Origin of the sequence: Akkermansia sp. NBRC 115031, assembly GCF_030268505.1 — a bacterium.
Classification (GTDB): Bacteria; Verrucomicrobiota; Verrucomicrobiia; order Verrucomicrobiales; family Akkermansiaceae; genus Akkermansia; species Akkermansia massiliensis.
The window spans coordinates 221,432-238,209 of sequence record NZ_BSQU01000006.1 but is presented as its reverse complement, the minus strand read 5'-3'; the positions used below and the strand labels follow the sequence as shown (position 1 = coordinate 238,209).

Here is a 16,778-nt window from a genome sequence, read left to right as displayed (position 1 = left end):
TCTATTGGCAAGTGTGTAAAGCGGCTTCACCCGGAATTGTGCGCGTTCTTCAGCGGCGGCTTCCTGAAAAACCGCCGCGGGGGTCTGGTTTGGCCTGGGGCTCGTTCGGGTTCCGGTACCGCAGGATTCCGTAGTCCCTCAGGTTACGGATGAATTCCTGGGCATTGGCGCGGAAGCGCGCATCGTACATGAGCAGCCCCAGGAAGCCCTGGTTTTTCCGGGCGTCCGCCGTGACGGAGGCGATTTGCTCGGAAGCCTTGCGCAGGGCGGTCAGCGTGGGGGGGATTTCCTTGATGGCGGGGTCCAGGCTGTTGAGCTTTTCTTCCGCTCCGGCGATGATTCTGCGGGCGTCACTGACGGTGTCTTTCATGGCCGCCATCGTCGCGGGGAGCTGTTCGCCCGCTTTGTTCATTTGAGCCAGCACGCTGTTGAGGTGCCGGATGTTTTCCCGGCTCAGGATGCCTTCATTGATCAGCTTGGTGGTCTGGGCCAGCCCTTTGGCCGCTTCCCCGATGTTGAGAATGGCCTCGTCAATGTTGTCCGAATTTTTTTCAATCTGCTTGAGGATTTTCAGTATTTCCTCCGTGGCGCCCACGGCGTTATTCTTGATCTTGCTGAAGTCGCTTTCAGGCTGCCCGATGATGGTGGCATGGGGCGGGATGTATTCGTGCGTGGGGCGTGCCGGGGGAACGATGTCGATGTACTTGTCTCCCAGGATGTTCTGCATGTCCACGCGGAAGACGGAGCCTTCCTGGATTTTCACGTCGCTCAGGATGCTGGCTTCCAGCATGACTTCATTGCCGGAGGGCAGGAGTTCGGGCGCCTTGGTGACCTTTCCCACCGTAACGCCGCCCAGGCGGAGCTGGGAGTCCTTGATGAGGCCCGCCGCGTCCTTGAAAATGATGTTGATGGGGTAGGTTTGCTCCTTGGAGGTCTTGATGTTGCCGAACCCCAGGATGACGCCGATGATCATCAGGATTCCGGCAATCAGGAAGATGCCCACCCAGGTTTCCGGCTTAAGTTTCTGCTTCATGGCTCTGTGGTAAGATGGTTATTGTTTCCGTTCACGTTCCGCCCGTTCCAGCAGAACCCGTTGAGAGTTTTCATGCCTGCCGGTCAGGGAGGCCCAGTCTTCCCCGGAATCCCCGTACAGGAACCTTTGCAGGTTTTCATCCCTGGAATGCAGCAGCTCCTCCGGGGTTCCCGTCCAGTAAACTTCCCCGTTCCTGAGATAGACGATTTTGTCCGCAATGCGGATCACGCTGGGCATGTCATGGGAGACGATGACGGTCGTGATTCCCTTGTCCTTGCAGATTTGCCGGATGAGGAAGCTGATGCTGTCCGTGACAATGGGGTCCAGGCCTGCGGTGGGCTCGTCATACAGCAGGCATTCCGGCGTGGTGACGATGGCCCTGGCTACGGCTACGCGCTTGATCATGCCTCCGGAGAGGCTGGCCGGCATTTTTTCCTGCTGCCCCAGCAGGTCCACGGAGTCCAGGGCGGCGGAGATGCGCGCGTCCAGCTCCTTTTCATTCCGGATTCCTTCCTCGCGCAGCGGGAAGGCGACGTTTTCCCCTACGCTGAGGGAGTCGAAGAGTGCCCCCTGCTGGAACATGAAGCCTATTTTACCGCGGATTTGCTTCTTGATTTTTTCCGGCGCTCCGCTGATGCGCCTGCCGTCTATTTCCACATAGCCGTCCAGCGGGTCCATCAGGCCGTCCAGATGTTTCAGGATGACGCTTTTTCCAGCCCCTGACCCGCCGATCAGAGCCATCAGCTCTCCCTTTCCCACGTCAAAGCTCACGCCTTTCAGCACTTCCTGGGTGCCGAAGCTTTGCTTGAGCTGGTGGACGCGGATGAATGGCTGCATGGCGGCGCGGAAGGGTTATCTCATGAATCCCATGGGGAAGATGGAATTGAGAATCATGGTCAGAATGAAGTTGGCGATGAGCAGGGCCACGGAGGCATACACCATGGCCTGCATGGTGGATTTGCCGACGCCAACGGCTCCGTTCGTGGTGTTCAGGCCTTCCCGGCAGGAGATGGTGGAGATGATGAGGCCGAAGACCAGGGCTTTGACCAGGGCCACGGTGATGTCCCCCATGGTGACGAATTTGCTCATGAAGTGCATCCAGTAAGCCTGGTCCACGTTAAAGGAGGTGATACTGACGATGTAGGCGGAGGCGATGCCCACCAGCACGGCTTCCATCATCAGGATAGGCATGGAAATGAGCATGGCCTGGATGCGGGGCTTCACCAGGTAGTCCACCGGGTCCACGTTCATGGAGTTAAGGGCGTCTACCTGTTCCGTGACTTTCATGGTCCCGATTTCCGCTGCCATGGCGGACCCGACGCGGCCCGCAAGCATCAGCCCGGTAATGACGGGCCCCAGTTCCCGGAACATGCCCACGGCGACGACGGCGCCCCCCATGGTTTCCATCCTCACCGTCTGGAGCTGGAACAGGGTCTGGGCTTCCAGCACGGCTCCGGTGAACGCGCCGGTGATGATGACCACCGGCTGGGACTGCACCCCGATTTTTGCAATTTGCTCCACAAGAACGCGCATCCGGAATTTGCCGGACCACATGCATGAGGTCACTTGGTAAAGCAGCAATCCGATTGACCCCAGGCGGTCAACCAGCCTTAGAGCGGCGCGGCCGATCATGGTGGCTACATAGAATTGCATGGCTTCTACTAATCACTTCTTCCACTTCAAGAGCAAGCGCAATGTACGCCACGGGAAGAAAAGCAACGCGCCGCGTCAATCCGTCAGCCGGTGGACATAAGGCGTTTCCGGTGCACCGGGAATGGAGCGCAGCGTGAGGCGCGGCGGCAGTTTCCGGCGCATCCATTCGGAGGCGCGGGCCCGGCGTTGCCAGCGGCGGATTTCAAGCTCCGATTCCGGGAAGAGGCCTGCCAGCGGCGTGGCGGATTCATGCGCGCGGTGCAGACGGATGAGGAGGCTGTCGCGCATGGCCGCATCCGGCGCGGGAGAAAGGAAGCCGGGGAACAGGTCCGCCAGTTCCGTTTCATATAAATCCCCCAGCGGCATGAAGTCAGCGGCCAGGGCCGGCGGAAGGAGGCGGGGAGCGGTCATGATGTCCGTTCCGGTCAGGGCGGACAGCAGCAGGGCACCTTCCTCCTGGGTCCATTGGCGCATGAGCCATGCGGCCGTGAACAGGTCATCCGGTCCTCCGGCCGCCGCATCTGCGGGGAGAGGCAGCATCCGGGCCTGAATGCCCAGCTTGTCCGCACAGGCTTGCGCCCGGGCAGTGTCTTGTTCCGGAATGCCGGGGAGGCGGGGGATAAAGCCCGTCAAGGGCAGGGAAGGCAGTTCCTCTTTTAACAGTTGAGCCAGCAGGAGGGATGCGGAGCTTTCCAGCAGGTTGAGGCAGGCGGCGCCATGCCCGCTTTTCAGGATGAAGTCCGCCGTGCCTTTCCGGAGGGCGTGCCGGAGCTGTTCTTCCGGAGCGGGAAGCGGAGAAGACGCCTCCATGGAATTTTCCGGAGAAATGACGGCGGAATCCCGTTCAAAAAGACGCAGCCGTTTGAGGAGAATCCCGTGGGCGGACCATGCGGAAGACGCGCCGGGTAACAGAAACGGGCCTTCTCCCCCGGCCAGGCGGGCAGTGAGGACCGGCAGCCTTGTTTCCCGCGCCAGCCGGCAGGCTTCCTCCTCATCCTGCTCCAGCAGTCCTTCATGCCACGCGCCGGAATGGGTGCGGAGCAAGAGGCAGGGTACGGAAGAGGAGGCCGGGGAAGATTCCGGCCATGAAATGATGGAAAAACCCGCTTCATCCGCCGTCCGGCAGATGCCGAAAACGGGAACGGCCTCCGTTCCGTGTGCGGCTGGGGAAATAACGGCTTGCCGTGGAAAGGAAAGGCCGTTCCGGAGCATGTGGAAGCGGCTGCCGTCCGCGTCCGCCGCTGCCAGCAGCAAGGGGACGTCCGCTATTTCCCGGGCCAGGTAGGCCAGGGCCGCCTTGTGCTGGGACCGGAAACCGCTGCGCAGGGCCAGTTCCCCGGTGTGCGCGCCACTGAGGGCCAGCGGCGGACAAAGAACGAGCTCCGCCCCGCCGTCCACGCAGGAACGGTACAGTTCCACGATGGTTCTGAGGTTCCTGGGGAAATGGCCGGGGATGGTCTCCGGCTGGATTAATCCTGTCTTCAGCATGCGCCGGCAGGGTAGACCATTCCGGGGAGGCGGGCAAGCCGGGATGCCCGGCGGCTTTCCCTCCGGGCGTTTCCTGAGGAGTTTTTATCGCAAGGAGCTTGTCATCCGCGGTCTTCATGGTATGATCTGCACCGATTGCGCGCCGTCCGTTCCCGGGCGCATCAATCCGGAATTACTTATGAGGAAACAGTCAACAGAGGGGCAGGAATCCTCCATCCAGCGTGCCGTAGCATTATGGCGCGAATATCTTCTCCCCTATAAGGGCACGCTGGTGTGGGCTGTGATCGGCGGCATGGTGGCCGCTGTTTCCAGCGGCTTCGGCATACCGGTGATTTTACAGGAAATGTTCCCCGTGATCTTTGACGGGAAGCCGCTGCCCCCGTGGGCGGAGCGCGTGCTCCTCTGGTACGTGAGTCCGGAAAACCTGCCCTGGGTGACGGTGTGGGCCACGGCGGCCATGCTCCCGATGGTAGTGGTGGTGCGCGGCCTCTCCTCCTTCGTCAATGTCTACCTGCTTTCCAAAATAGGGCTGGGCGTGCTGGAAACGCTGCGGCTCAAGGTGTACAGAAAATACCAGGATTTGTCCCTGGCCTTTCATGACCGCCAGCAGAAGGGAGACCTGCTGAGCCGCCTGATGCAGGACACGCAGTTCCTGCAGGGCGGCCTGGTGCAGATTGCCAATGACCTGATTATCCAGCCCCTGACCCTCCTGGCCGCGCTGGGATTCCTGATTTACAGGGCGTCCGTCAGCCAGCAGTTCCTTATTTTGCTGGCGAACATGCTTCTGGTGGGCGTTTGCGTGATTCCCATCCGCTATATCGGCAAGAAAATGCTCGCCCGCGCCCGCGTGGTGCAGTCCAGCCAGGGGGATCTTTCCTCCACGCTTCAGGAAAACTTTTCCTCCCAGCGGGACATCCGGGCCTTTGAACTGGAAGAGCAGCAGACAAGTCTGTTCAGGAACAGGATTCACCGTTACATCCAGGCTTCCATCAGTGCGGTCAGGTGGCAGAGCCTGCTGACGCCTTTGATTGAATTCGTCAGCGCCATCGCCATGGCGGCCACTCTCTTTGTCGGCAACATGAACGGCATGAACATGGGGGACTTCGCCGCGCTGGCTACGGCCATGTACCTTTGCTATGAACCGGTCAAGAAGCTGGGGGCGGTCCACAACAAGGCGGAAACCCTGAATGCCGGGCTGGAGCGCATCAACCATGTGCTGGACGCTCCGGACGACGTTCCGGAACCGGAAAACCCGAAGAGTCCGGAATCCTGGAAGGGGGAAGTGGAGTTCAGCAATGTGTGCTTCGGCTACCAGCAGGATGCTCCCGTCATGAAGAACATTGACATCCGCATCCCGGCTGGCCAGGTGGTGGCCCTGGTAGGCCCCAGCGGCGCCGGGAAAACGACCTTCATCAATCTGCTGTGCCGTTTTTACGACGTACTTTCCGGCAGCGTGAAGGTGGACGGCATCGACGTGCGGGAGATGGCCAAGAAGGACCTGCTTTCCCATATCGCGCTGGTTTCCCAGTATCCCGTGCTGTTCCGCGGATCCGTGGCGGACAATATCCGCATCGGCCGTCCGGACGCTTCCGACGCGGAGGTGGAGGAAGCCGGGCGCATGTCCGCCGTGGACAGCTTCATCAATGAGACGGGGGAAGGCTATTCCCGCATGATCGGAGAAATGGGGGAAGGGCTTTCCGGCGGCCAGCGGCAGCGCGTTTCCCTGGCGAGGGCCTTTCTGAAAAACGCGCCTATCCTGGTGCTGGATGAAGCCACGGCTTCCCTGGACATGAAGAGCGAGGAACTCATCCAGAAGGAGATTGAAAAGCTTGCTTCCGGACGCACGGCCTTCATCATTGCCCACCGGTTCAGCACCATCCGGATGGCGGACCGAATTCTGGTTCTGGAAAAAGGGAGCGTCATTGCGGATGGCACGCATGAGGAGCTGATGGCCTCCTCCCCCCTGTACAGGGAACTTTACAACAAGCAGCAGATGGTTGCGGAAGAGGAAGGAGGCGCTTCATGTTAAGACAGTTTTTTGAGTACGCGCGGTATTTGAAGCCGGTGATGAAGCTGTTCATCGCCGCGCTGGCCGCCGGGGCGCTGGCCGCCGCCGCCAGCGGTTTCGGCTTCCCGCTGATGATTGCCAAGGTGTTTCCGGTGGTGTTTGACAATACGCAGATTCCCCCGGAGCTTCAGAACATCATCGCCCATCTGGTGGCCCCGGAGCACATGCACACCGCTGTGCTCGTGGCCGTATGTTCCCTGCTGCCGCTGGTTTTTGCCATCCGGGGCATAGGCACGTTCTTCAATGTGTACTGGATCAGCATCGTCAGCATGAAGGTGCTGGAGGAAATCAGGCTGGACGCCTTTTCCAAACTGCAAACGCTGCCCCTCTCCTTCATTGACCGCCAGAAACGGGGGGACCTGATCAGCCGCCTCATTAATGACGCGGCCAACGTGCAGGGAGGCCTGGTAATAGCGGCCAATGACATCATCAAACAGCCCCTTACCCTGCTGACCGCACTCGCCTTCCTGGTGTACAAGGTCTTTGTTGACCCGAACACGGCGGTGGTGCTGATGAATCTGGGGCTGGTTGTGCTGGCGATATGGCCCATCCGCTTCTTTGGCCGCCGCGTGATGAAGAAGGCCAAGCAGGCTCAGGACGAGCTGGGCAATATCACGGCCGCCGCCCAGGAAAACCTGGCGGCCCAGCGTGAAATCCGTTCCTACGGCATGCAGGAACAGCAGGTGGGGCTTTTCCTGGGGCTGATCCAACGCTTCTTCAAGATCAATCTGAGAACGGTGAAGTACAGGCACTTCCTGGTGCCGGTGCTGGAAATGGTGACGGCGCTGGGCCTGGGCATTCTGCTGGTGAGGGGTCATGAAATGGGAATCACCAAGGCTGACTTCACGGCCCTGGCCGCTGCCCTGTTCATGTGTTACGACCCCCTCAAGCGCCTGGGCGTGACGCTGACCAACCTGAAAAGCGCGCATGCCTCCCTGGAACGCATCAACTACCTGCTGAAGGAGCCGGACACCATGCCGGAAGCCGCCAATCCCGTTCCCCTGGGGCGAGCCTCCGGGCGTCTGGACTATGACGGCGTTTCCTTCTCCTACGACGGCGCACGCAAGGTGCTGGACGGCATTGACGTTCATATCAGCCCCGGGGAAGTGGTGGGCCTGGTAGGCCCCAGCGGCGCCGGGAAAACCACGTTTGCCAGCCTTCTGCCCAGATTTTACGACGTCAGTTCCGGCACCCTGCGCATGGACGGCGTGGATGTGAGAGACGCCTCCCTGCACGATGTGCGCAAGAACATTGCCTTCGTTTCCCAGCATCCCGTGCTCTTCCACGGCACCATCATGGAAAACATCCGGCTGGGGCGGCAGGACGCCACGGATGAGGAAGTGATGGCGGCGGCGCGCGCCGCCGCCGCGGACGGCTTCATCATGGGGATGCCGGACGGCTACCAGACCATGCTTGGCGACGGCGGCAGCGGCCTGTCCGGCGGCCAGCGCCAGCGCGTGGCGATTGCCCGCGCCTTCCTGAAAGACGCCCCCGTCCTGATTCTGGATGAAGCCACCGCCTCCCTGGACGCGGAAAGCGAGGCCCAGATCCAGCAGGAGCTGGACCGCCTGGTGGAGGGAAGGACGGCTCTCATCGTAGCCCACCGCTTCAGCTCCATCCGCGTGGCGACGCGCATTCTGGTGTTTGAGGGCGGCCGCATCATCGGGGACGGCACTCATGCGGAACTTTATGCCTCCTGCCCGCTGTACCGGGAATTGTATGACCGCCAGTCCCTCTAGGTGAAAAGGGGACGGGGACGGAAGGCTTTTCCCGCGCCCGTGCCGGGGCGCACATGGCGGTTTTTCTCAGGCCATGGTGGAAAGAGCTATTGTCAAACAAGGGCCATGATGTACTATTCCGCCAGCATGAATACACTGGATGAATCCCTGACGAATGCCGTTAAAGAGGGGGAGCTTTTGGAGTCTTCCCTGACCAATATCCGCCTTTTGCTGGCCGGAACCAAATCCCCCATAGCGCGTGAGGCCGTAGAGGAACTGGCCGCCGCCGGGGAGTGGCAGGAATTGAATGACCGTTTTTACAAGACCCTGGCCTTCGGTACGGGGGGGCTGCGCGGCCGCACCATCGGCAGCATCGTGACCCGGGCGGAGCAGGGGAACGGCGGCGTGAACGGCCGCCCGGAATATCCCTGCGTGGGAACCGCCTGCATGAACTACTTCAATGTGGGGCGAGCGATGCGCGGCCTGATCATTTACGTGAAAAAGCATGTGGAGGCCACGGACCCGGGCAGGAAGCCCCGGCTGGTCATTGGCCATGACACGCGCCACTTCTCCCGTGACTTCGCCGAATTCTGCGCGAAAATCGGCACGGACCTGGGCTGTGACATTTACCTGTTCGACAGCCCCCGGGCCACCCCTGAAGTTTCCTTCGCCATCCGTGAACTCAATGCGGATTCCGGCGTGGTGCTGACCGCCAGCCACAACCCCTCCCACGACAACGGCTTCAAGGCCTATTTCAACGACGGAGCCCAACTGGTGCCTCCGCATGACAAGGCCGTGATTGAGGAAGTGAACTCCCTGACCTCTGAGGAATATGAACCGCTGCCGGAAGACCGGCGCGGCACCCTTCACGTGCTGGACGCCTCCTTTGACCGTGTCTACATGGACCGCCTGAAAACCGTGCTGCTCCGTCCGGAGCTCTTCAGCAAGGGCGGCGCCAAAATCGTTTACTCCAACCTCCACGGCACGGGCGGCCATATCATCGTTCCCCTGCTGAAGGAACTGGGCTGCAACGTGCAGACCGTGGCGGCGCAGGACGTGCAGGATGGCCGCTTCCCGACGGTGGCCTCCCCCAACCCGGAAAACCCTCCGGCCCTGGCCCTGGCCATTGAGCAGGCGGACGCTTCCGGCGCGGACATCGTCATCGCCACGGACCCGGACGCGGACCGCATGGGTGTGGCCGTTCGCGGGGAAGATGGGAAAATGCACCTGCTGACCGGCAACCAGATCGGCTCCCTGCTGGCGTGGTACCGCTGCATGAGCATGTCCGGGCTGGGCATCATCAATGACTCCAACCGTTCCCGCGCCGTGATGGTGAAAACCTTTGTGACGACGGGCCTTCAGGACGCCATCGGCCACCACTTCGGCTATGAAGTGGTCAACGTGCTCACGGGCTTCAAGTACATCGCCCAGAAGCTCGGCAAATATGAAGAAGCCATTCCTGCGGAAAAGCGGGAAGGCTACCGGAAGATGAGCGAGGAACAGACGCGCGCCCTGCGCCTGGAATACAGCCGCTACTTTGTCTTCGGCGGGGAGGAAAGCTACGGCTACCTGGCCCAGGACTTCGTGCGCGACAAGGACGCCAACTCCGCCGCCATCATCTTTGCGGAGCTGGCCGCCTATGCGGAAAGTGTCGGCAAGAGCCTGCTGGAACTGCTTCATGAACTCTTTGAACAATTCGGCGTGTACCTGGAAATGGGCAAATCCCTGGTCATGGAAGGCGCGGACGGCGCGGCAAAAATCGCCGCCCTCTCCGCCTCCTATTCCGCCAATCCTCCTACGGAACTGGACGGCGTGGCCGTCAGCGGCATCCGGGACTTTTCCAAGGGTGACATGGTGGATGCGGAGGGCGACCCCATTCCGGCGGAAAAAATGATCTTTGTGGATATGGCGGACGGCCGCAGCTTTGCGGTGCGCCCCTCCGGAACGGAACCCAAGATCAAGTACTACCTCTTCGGCCACGGGAAACCGGGCGCTCCGGTGAAGGAAGCCCTGCCGGCGGTCCAGGCCTCCCTGGACTCCCTGTGGGCTGCCGTGGAGAAGGACGCCCTCGCCCGTTCCAACGGCTAAATGTTGTTGATTTCTTTCCCCCGTCTACCATGTAATGTGGACGGGGGAAATTTATTTTCTTGCCAAGGAGGCCGGAATTCCGCAGTTTATAATTCTTATGACATTTGCGGTCCACAAAACTCTCTCCGTGGCCGGTGCCCTTTTGGCCGGTCTTCTTCTCTCCTCCTGCTCCTCCACCTCCCAACAAGTGGAAGCCCCGGCACGGCTCCCGGCCTACCACTTTGTTCCCGGCAAGACAGCCGTGCTGCACAACGGGAAAGCCATTCCCCCCAGGAATGCCCCCCCGCAGGTCAAGCGCGCCATTGCGGCCGCCAATTCCCTGGTCAACAAGCCCTACCGCCTGGGCGGCGGCCACAGGAAACACTATGACTCCCACTATGACTGCTCCGGCAGCACCTCCTTTGTACTGAAGGAAGCCGGCCTGCTCACTTCCACCCGCCATTCCAAGCTGTTCCTGAACTACGGGCAGAAAGGCGCCGGGGACTGGATTTCCGTCTATGCCAAGAACGGGCACGTATTCATGGTCATCTGCGGCCTCCGGTTTGACACCACCGGAAGCGGCCGCCGCGGCGAAGGCCCCCGCTGGAGGGTGGACGGCCGCAATGCCCGGAACTTCCTGGTGCGCCACCCCACGGGTCTCTGATCCGGGCCTGCGCGACGGAAAACCGCGTTTTTTGCGTATGTTCGCGCAGGCTTTCTTGAACAATGGAAAGTAATGTGCTATCAGGTGCGAGGACGTTGATAGTTCCTTGACTTTCATGGCTAAGACAAAAATTCACGTAGGGCTTGAGATAGGGACAAGCAAGACTTGCATGGTTGTGGGCGAAGTGAAGCCCGACGCAACCGTGACGATCATCGGCGTGGGTGAGGTTCCTAGCGAGGGCGTGGTCCGCGGCGAGATTGAAGACACCTCCAAGGTCATCCAGTGCATTTACGATGCCTGGAACATGGCCCAGGACCATGCGGACGTGGACATCATGACCGTCTATTTGTCCGTGACCGGAGCCCACATCGTGGGGCAGAACAACCGCGGAACCTTCCGCCTGCCTCCGGATGAAAGCATCATTTCCCAGGAGCACATGGACGAGGTGACGGAAATCGCCCGTGACATCGCCCTGGGGCCGGAACAATTCGTCCTGCACCGCGTGCCCGGCCTTTTCTCCGTGGACGGGCAGGAAAACCTGACCAATCCCGCCGGGCTGACCGGCAGGACCCTCGACATCGACTGCCATATCATCCACGGCATCAAATCCCGCATCACCAACTCCTTCCGCTGTGTGCGGGAAGTTCCCCTGGACATCGCGGACGTGGTCTTCGCCCCGATTGCCACGGCCCAGTTCGTGCTCAACAGGCAGGTCAAGCAGGCGGGAGCCCTCCTCATAGACATGGGGGCGGGCACTACGGATTACGTTCTCTACCTGGACGGCCAGCTCGTGGCCTCCGGATGCGTGCCCCTGGGCGGCGACCACATTTCCAATGACATCACGCTGATGACCGGCATTCCGCTGGCACAGGCGGAACTGCTCAAGAAAACGGAGGGGGATGCCAACAGCTTTTCCGGAAAGACCAATGAAATGGTGCGCGTGCGCGGGGAAGGAAACATGAAGGATGCCGCCATCGAACGCAATGTTCTGAATGAAATCATCCGTTCCCGCCTGCTGGAAATCTTCAATCTGGTCAAATCCTCCCTGCCCAAGGACACCTTCAAGGGCAACCGCTGCCACGGCGTCTACCTGTGCGGGGGCGCCAGCCTGATGCGCGGCGTGGGGGAACTGGCCTCCCACGTGTTCGGCGTGGCGATCAGCCGTCCCACGCTGGTCAAAAACGGAGCGCCTTCCTATCTGGATGACCCGCGTTACTGTACGGCCATCGGGCTGATACGGTATGCCCAGATTCTGGATGCCGAACTGCCGCAGCAGCGGAGCTGGCTGGGGCGCGTGCTGGGCCTCTTCGGCAGGAAGAACTCCTGATCAATCTCTACCCCAATTAAAAACCATGCTGGAATTTTCTCCCCAGGACCCGTCCGGGCTATCCGGAAAAATCTGCCTGTGCGGCATTGGAGCCGCAGGCGCCAAGGTGATGGAGGAGGTTCTGCTGCTGGCTCCGCAGGCGGCTTCCGTGTGCGCCATGAATCTGGATGCCCGTTTGCTGAACGCCTCCGCTGTTCCGTGCAAGGTCCATCTGGGGGCCAGGCTTACCCGGGGGCTCGGCTCCGGAGGGGATGCCTCCGTGGGGGCACAGGCCGCCTGTGAAAGTGAATCCTCCATCCTCCGGGCCCTGGAAGGCAGTGCGCTGACCGTCCTCGCCGCCGGGCTGGGAGGCGGAACAGGCTCCGGCGTGGCGCCGGAGGTGGCGCGGCTGGCCAAGGAGCAGGGCTCCTACGTCGTCAGCGTCGTCATCCGCCCCTTCCGGTTTGAAGGGGACCGCCGCGCCGCCCAGGCGGACGAGGCGCTGTCCCGGCTGGCCCTGTATTCCGACATGGTGCTGCGGTTTGACAATGACGCCATGGAAAGCCTGATTGATCCCGACAAGGGAGTGTTGGAAGCCTTTTCCGTGGTCAATGCCCTCATTGCCCGCGCCGTGCTCATCGTGCCCTCCCTTCTCAACTCTTCCGGAAGCCTGCTCCGCGTAGGGCTGGATGACCTGCTCCGCGTGGCCGGAACGGGGAAGGGAATTTGCTCCTTCGGCGTAGGGGAAGCGTCCGCGGACGTTTCCACGGCGGACATGCTGGACCAGGTCCGGCACTCTCCCCTTTTCCTGGAAAAACGGCTGGGGGAAGTGGACGACGTTCTGGTGCTGGTGCGCGGCGGCAATTCCCTGACCCTGAAACGCCTGGAAGCGCTGGCTGGCGGAGTGGCGGAAATCCTGGGGAGCGGCGTGCGCCTCCATATCGGCGCTTCCGTGGTGGAACAGCCGGAAGACCGCCTGTCCCTGACCGTGCTGGGCGTTGTGCCCGTGAATGAACCGGAAATTTCTCCTGCTCCCGTTTTCCGTAGGGAACCGGAGCTCCAGACAGTTCTTGTGCCGGAGGAAGAACCCTTCATCGGGGATGGGAAAACCATCATTCAGCCTGTGGCTCCCGCCGTGGTTCCCGAACCGGAACGGCGTCCGGAGCCGGAACCTCCCGTTTCCATTCCCTCCGTCAGAAGGGATGACCATGAACTGGAAGAGGAACTGGTGCCTGTAAGGCCTGTTCCCTTCGTGCCGGACGTGGAGGAAACGTTCCCGGAACCCGCGCCTGCGGCGCAGGAACCCGGAGCGGATGCGGAACAGGAATTGGACCCGGTTCCCGACATCAAGGAACTGGAAGAAGGAACTCCCCCGGAAGAAGGAGAGGAAGAGCGCGCGGGACACGGACTCTTTGCCCATGTACGCCCCCTCATTCTGGACGGGGAAGACCTGGACCTGCCCCCGGCGCTGCGGAAGAAGAAACCGGACCCGAGCTGATGCCGTCTCCCCGTACGTCCAGGGTATGGTTTTGGGCGCTGGTTGCAGCCGCTCTGCTGTATGTGGCGTTGCTTAGCTGGTGGAGCCCCTTCACCTCAGACACGTACCATCACGCTCTGACGGGCATGGAACACCGTTTCTCCCTCAGCCTGGTCTGGGAACGCTGCGTGGCCTCCTACATGAGCTGGAACCCCAGAATCGGGGAATACCTGGCCTTTGCCGTGGCGACGGCGGGCAAATGGCTCTTCATTCTGCTCAACCCCTTTGTACAGGTCTGCCTCGCGCTGATGATGTTCTATCTGGCCTCCGGGCGCAGGGTGGACCCCCGTTCCTGGCCGGACGTGCGACTCTTCGGATTGGCGCTTCTCCTGCTCTTCACCTGTACGGCCCGGCCCGGCGTCACGATTTACTGGCTCTCCGGCGCTACCAACTATTCCTGGGGAGCCGCCCTCTGGCTCGGTTTCCTGTGCCTGTACCGGGGATTGCTGGAAAATCGGGAAAACGGGGAAAAAGGAAAGCCTGCTAAAAAGGGTTTCGGGCAGTGGGCTGGCGTAGTGGTACTGGGATTGTTGGCAGGTATGACTAATGAAAACAACATTCCGGGAACCTGGCTTCTGCTGGGAGCCTTGTTTGTCTTCGTCCGCCTGGTCCGGAAGGAAAAACTTCCCTTGTGGTTTTATGCGGGCGTTGCGGCGCAGGTAGCAGGTTCTCTGTGCATGTTGCTTGCGCCCGGCCTCTCTGCGCGGATGCACTCCGCCACTCCCGGCTGCGCGGAACCCCTCTCCGGCGTTTGGGACAGATGGGAAGCGGTCCCCGCGCTCCTGCTCCGGATGCATGAATACCTGGTCCTTCCCCTGCTGTTGGGTGCGGTGGCTGCCTGGATGCTGTGGAGAAGCTTCCGCAGGAACCGGAATGCCTTCCGGCCATGGAAAATTTTCATCGGAACAGCGGCAGCATACATTCTGACGGCGTATGCCATGGCTCTTTCCTTTGCCGCCGCCGTCGTTCCGGCGGACCATGCCATGTTCTCCGCCACCCTGCTGTTCGGCATTGGCGTTTTGGCTCTTCTCCGTGTGTGGTACGGCATTCCCGCCGCGGAGCCCCGTCCGCGGATGACTGTGGCTGTTTTTCTGGCGCTGTCCGGAATATGCGTTCTTTCCACCCTTCACGATCACCTGCTTCTGTTCCGGCAGCATGAAAAGCGCGTCCGCCTGATTCTGGAACAGAAAAAGGCCGGCTTTCGGGAAATTGTGGTTCCTCCCCTCGTTCCACCCTCCCCGTGGTGCTCCTTCATCTTCTGGGTGGACCTGTCGCAAAACCCGGAAGACTACGTCAACCGGGGCGCGGCTGTGTATTACGGGGTTCACAGCATTCATCTTCTATAGGTTCCTCACTTTCATACCACGTATTTTTTTGCCGTTGGTGGCAGAAATACGATGAAGGGAAGATATTTTTCTGCCTATGGAATGTACTGACGTCTGACAGGTGATTTATTGTTGATTTTGGAGAAATATTTCATTATGCTATAAGGAGAAGGCAATGTGAAATTTTTATCAATACCCTATGATAAAAAAGGTGGCATTCTACACCGTTCACAACCAACAGTATCTGATGCCATGATCGGAATTTCCAATGATTTTTTGTCCAACGTGCTTCATTGCACCGCCCTGATCTCTGCAAAGTCTTGTGAAGGTGCGGAATTCACGGCAACAGGATTTTTTTATACCAGTGCAACCAAAGGGTTATTACTGGTTACAAACGCACACGTCTTGGAAGGTGTTGAGAAAATGAACATCACCCTGACGCCTAAAAATGAAATGGGGTTTCCTGATTTTGGATATAAGGAGGAGGTAGTTGTAGATTGCTCGGCGGAGAATATCTTCTTTCATCCTGACTGGAAAAAGGACAAGGGGCGTTCTGTTGATTTGGCCGCTGTAAGAATCAATGAACCTCTGGGGTTGAAATTTTATATATCATCTACCAGTAAAGATTTTATTCTCCAAGAGTCGGAGAAGGAATTCGTAGGATGCATTGAGGATGTACTAATGTTGGGATATCCCAGAGGCCTCATTGACGTGGAAAATAATCTTCCGATAGTCCGAAGGGGAATTACCGCAACATCAATCCATGTGGATTATTGCGGAGTGCCCTCATTTCTTATTGATGCAGCATGTTTTCCGGGGTCCAGCGGATCACCTGTGTTCATCATTGTTCCTCCTTTGCGCGTAGATGCCACCAGAATGAGTATCAATACCCAGGGGACAGTCAAACTTGTGGGTGTTCTTTCGCAGTGGATTCCAGATGTTAGTGAGTACCGTGGGAATGTTTATATTCTTCCTGATCCTCCCCCCGTTCCTGTAGCCGGGGGACACGACGCAAGAAGCGAGATGTGTGTTAGAGTGGGGATTCCTCTTAATTTGGGGAAAGCCGTTAAAGCTAAGGAAATCATAGAACTTGAAAAGCAAGCGGCTCATGATGGAAGAAAAGTCTCCTGGTCTCTCTGAAAGTCAGGAAAAGGAAAAGCTGGCGGTTCCCCTTTCGCGCAGGAAGAATATCCTGTACGCAGGAGCTGATGATTTAGACAAAAGCCGGGAGATTAAACTGGAAGAAATCGATCCTAAAAAGTTGTTGGAAAAGGCTCAGCTCGTCCGGTTGTCAGACTCCAACAAGAAAAATTATGTTGTCATTAAATTTTCCTATGTTCTTTATGACGTTGCTGCCGGGAAAGTAGGATTATTCTCTAGAGAAGACGTCAACCATCATTTTGAAAAAGCCAAGCACTCTTTATTGCTTTCTTCGGGACTGGAACAATTTTATGGAGCCATTTACAGTGGGAAGAAGATTGTTTTAAATGCGTATCACCCTTTTACACAAAAGATAGGAGCTTATGTGAACTGTTTTTGGTTGCCGTTCGTTTCCTACCGTGAATTTCCCTTTCCGGTAAGATTCAACGCATTGGCTTTCCGTAAAAAAGAGGGGAGGCATTACGCCTTTTATATTCATTATGCGGTATTGAAACCGAATTCCTTGTTTCCCAGACGTCCATTTGAACTTCATTATCCTGGTTTTAGACCTGTCAAAGATAAATTCCTTGGATTTTATTCACTGGCCCAAGCCGAAAAAAAGTTAAAGGGAAGCACACTTGAGGCTGATAAATTTGCATTACGCCTTCTTTTAGGAAAAGAAGATCATTATACTGTTAGCTCGGATCATTTTTTTGGGAGAGGTTTTCATAAGGGCTCCATTTCTTCCACGTCGGAGGGTGTTATTTCATTGTGAGAGG

At 58.9% G+C, this 16,778-nt stretch carries 13 protein-coding genes; 9 read left to right on the top strand and 4 right to left on the bottom strand.

Translation table 11 applies throughout. From position 1 onward, the window contains the following. Positions 1-49: 49 nt before the first annotated feature. The 4 genes from QSJ36_RS09795 to QSJ36_RS09780 form a co-directional block, all read right to left on the bottom strand. Entirely contained in the window at positions 50-1,033 is a 984-nt protein-coding gene (locus QSJ36_RS09795) for an MlaD family protein (protein ID WP_285468535.1), read from the bottom strand. Between the two features lie 18 nt (positions 1,034-1,051). After that, positions 1,052-1,870, bottom strand: a complete 819-nt coding sequence (locus tag QSJ36_RS09790; protein WP_285468533.1) for an ATP-binding cassette domain-containing protein — start codon at positions 1,868-1,870, stop codon at positions 1,052-1,054. A gap of 15 nt (positions 1,871-1,885) precedes the next feature. Beyond that, complete coding sequence (locus QSJ36_RS09785; RefSeq protein WP_285468531.1) at positions 1,886-2,686, bottom strand: ABC transporter permease; 801 nt, start codon at positions 2,684-2,686, stop codon at positions 1,886-1,888. A gap of 75 nt (positions 2,687-2,761) precedes the next feature. Beyond that, positions 2,762-4,174 carry a hypothetical protein gene (locus QSJ36_RS09780; RefSeq protein ID WP_215442781.1) on the bottom strand — a complete coding sequence of 471 codons (1,413 nt, stop codon included), beginning with the start codon at positions 4,172-4,174 and terminating at the stop codon, positions 2,762-2,764. A 178-nt stretch (positions 4,175-4,352) separates the two neighbouring features. On the opposite strand from QSJ36_RS09780, the gene QSJ36_RS09775 reads away from it, so the two are divergent. The 9 genes from QSJ36_RS09775 (at position 4,353) to QSJ36_RS09735 (ending at position 16,774) form a co-directional block, all read left to right on the top strand. Next, entirely contained in the window at positions 4,353-6,203 is a 1,851-nt protein-coding gene (locus tag QSJ36_RS09775) for an ABC transporter ATP-binding protein (protein WP_215442780.1), read from the top strand. Then, positions 6,197-7,981 carry an ABC transporter ATP-binding protein gene (locus QSJ36_RS09770; protein WP_022397519.1) on the top strand — a complete coding sequence of 595 codons (1,785 nt, stop codon included), beginning with the start codon at positions 6,197-6,199 and terminating at the stop codon, positions 7,979-7,981. The genes QSJ36_RS09775 and QSJ36_RS09770 overlap by 7 nt, the downstream gene beginning before the upstream one ends. 105 nt (positions 7,982-8,086) lie before the next feature. Continuing rightward, positions 8,087-10,048, top strand: a complete 1,962-nt coding sequence (locus QSJ36_RS09765) for a phospho-sugar mutase (protein WP_215442779.1) — start codon at positions 8,087-8,089, stop codon at positions 10,046-10,048. Between the two features lie 127 nt (positions 10,049-10,175). Further along, positions 10,176-10,691 (top strand): peptidoglycan endopeptidase, encoded by a 516-nt coding sequence (locus QSJ36_RS09760; RefSeq protein WP_240454340.1) that lies wholly within the window; start codon positions 10,176-10,178, stop codon positions 10,689-10,691. Positions 10,692-10,806: 115 nt separating this feature from the next. Beyond that, on the top strand, positions 10,807-12,018 hold the full coding sequence (ftsA, locus tag QSJ36_RS09755) for a cell division protein FtsA (RefSeq protein ID WP_102713795.1): 1,212 nt from the start codon (positions 10,807-10,809) through the stop codon (positions 12,016-12,018). A 25-nt stretch (positions 12,019-12,043) separates the two neighbouring features. Next, positions 12,044-13,495, top strand: a complete 1,452-nt coding sequence (locus QSJ36_RS09750) for a hypothetical protein (RefSeq protein ID WP_285468525.1) — start codon at positions 12,044-12,046, stop codon at positions 13,493-13,495. Further along, entirely contained in the window at positions 13,495-14,880 is a 1,386-nt protein-coding gene (locus QSJ36_RS09745) for a DUF6056 family protein (protein WP_285468524.1), read from the top strand. Before QSJ36_RS09750 ends, QSJ36_RS09745 begins: the two co-directional genes overlap by 1 nt. A gap of 231 nt (positions 14,881-15,111) precedes the next feature. Next, positions 15,112-15,999: a serine protease gene (locus QSJ36_RS09740; RefSeq protein WP_251828049.1), complete on the top strand. Its 888-nt coding sequence runs from the start codon at positions 15,112-15,114 to the stop codon at positions 15,997-15,999. After that, positions 15,968-16,774, top strand: a complete 807-nt coding sequence (locus tag QSJ36_RS09735) for a hypothetical protein (protein ID WP_215442775.1) — start codon at positions 15,968-15,970, stop codon at positions 16,772-16,774. Before QSJ36_RS09740 ends, QSJ36_RS09735 begins: the two co-directional genes overlap by 32 nt. The last annotated feature ends 4 nt before the right edge of the window (positions 16,775-16,778 follow it).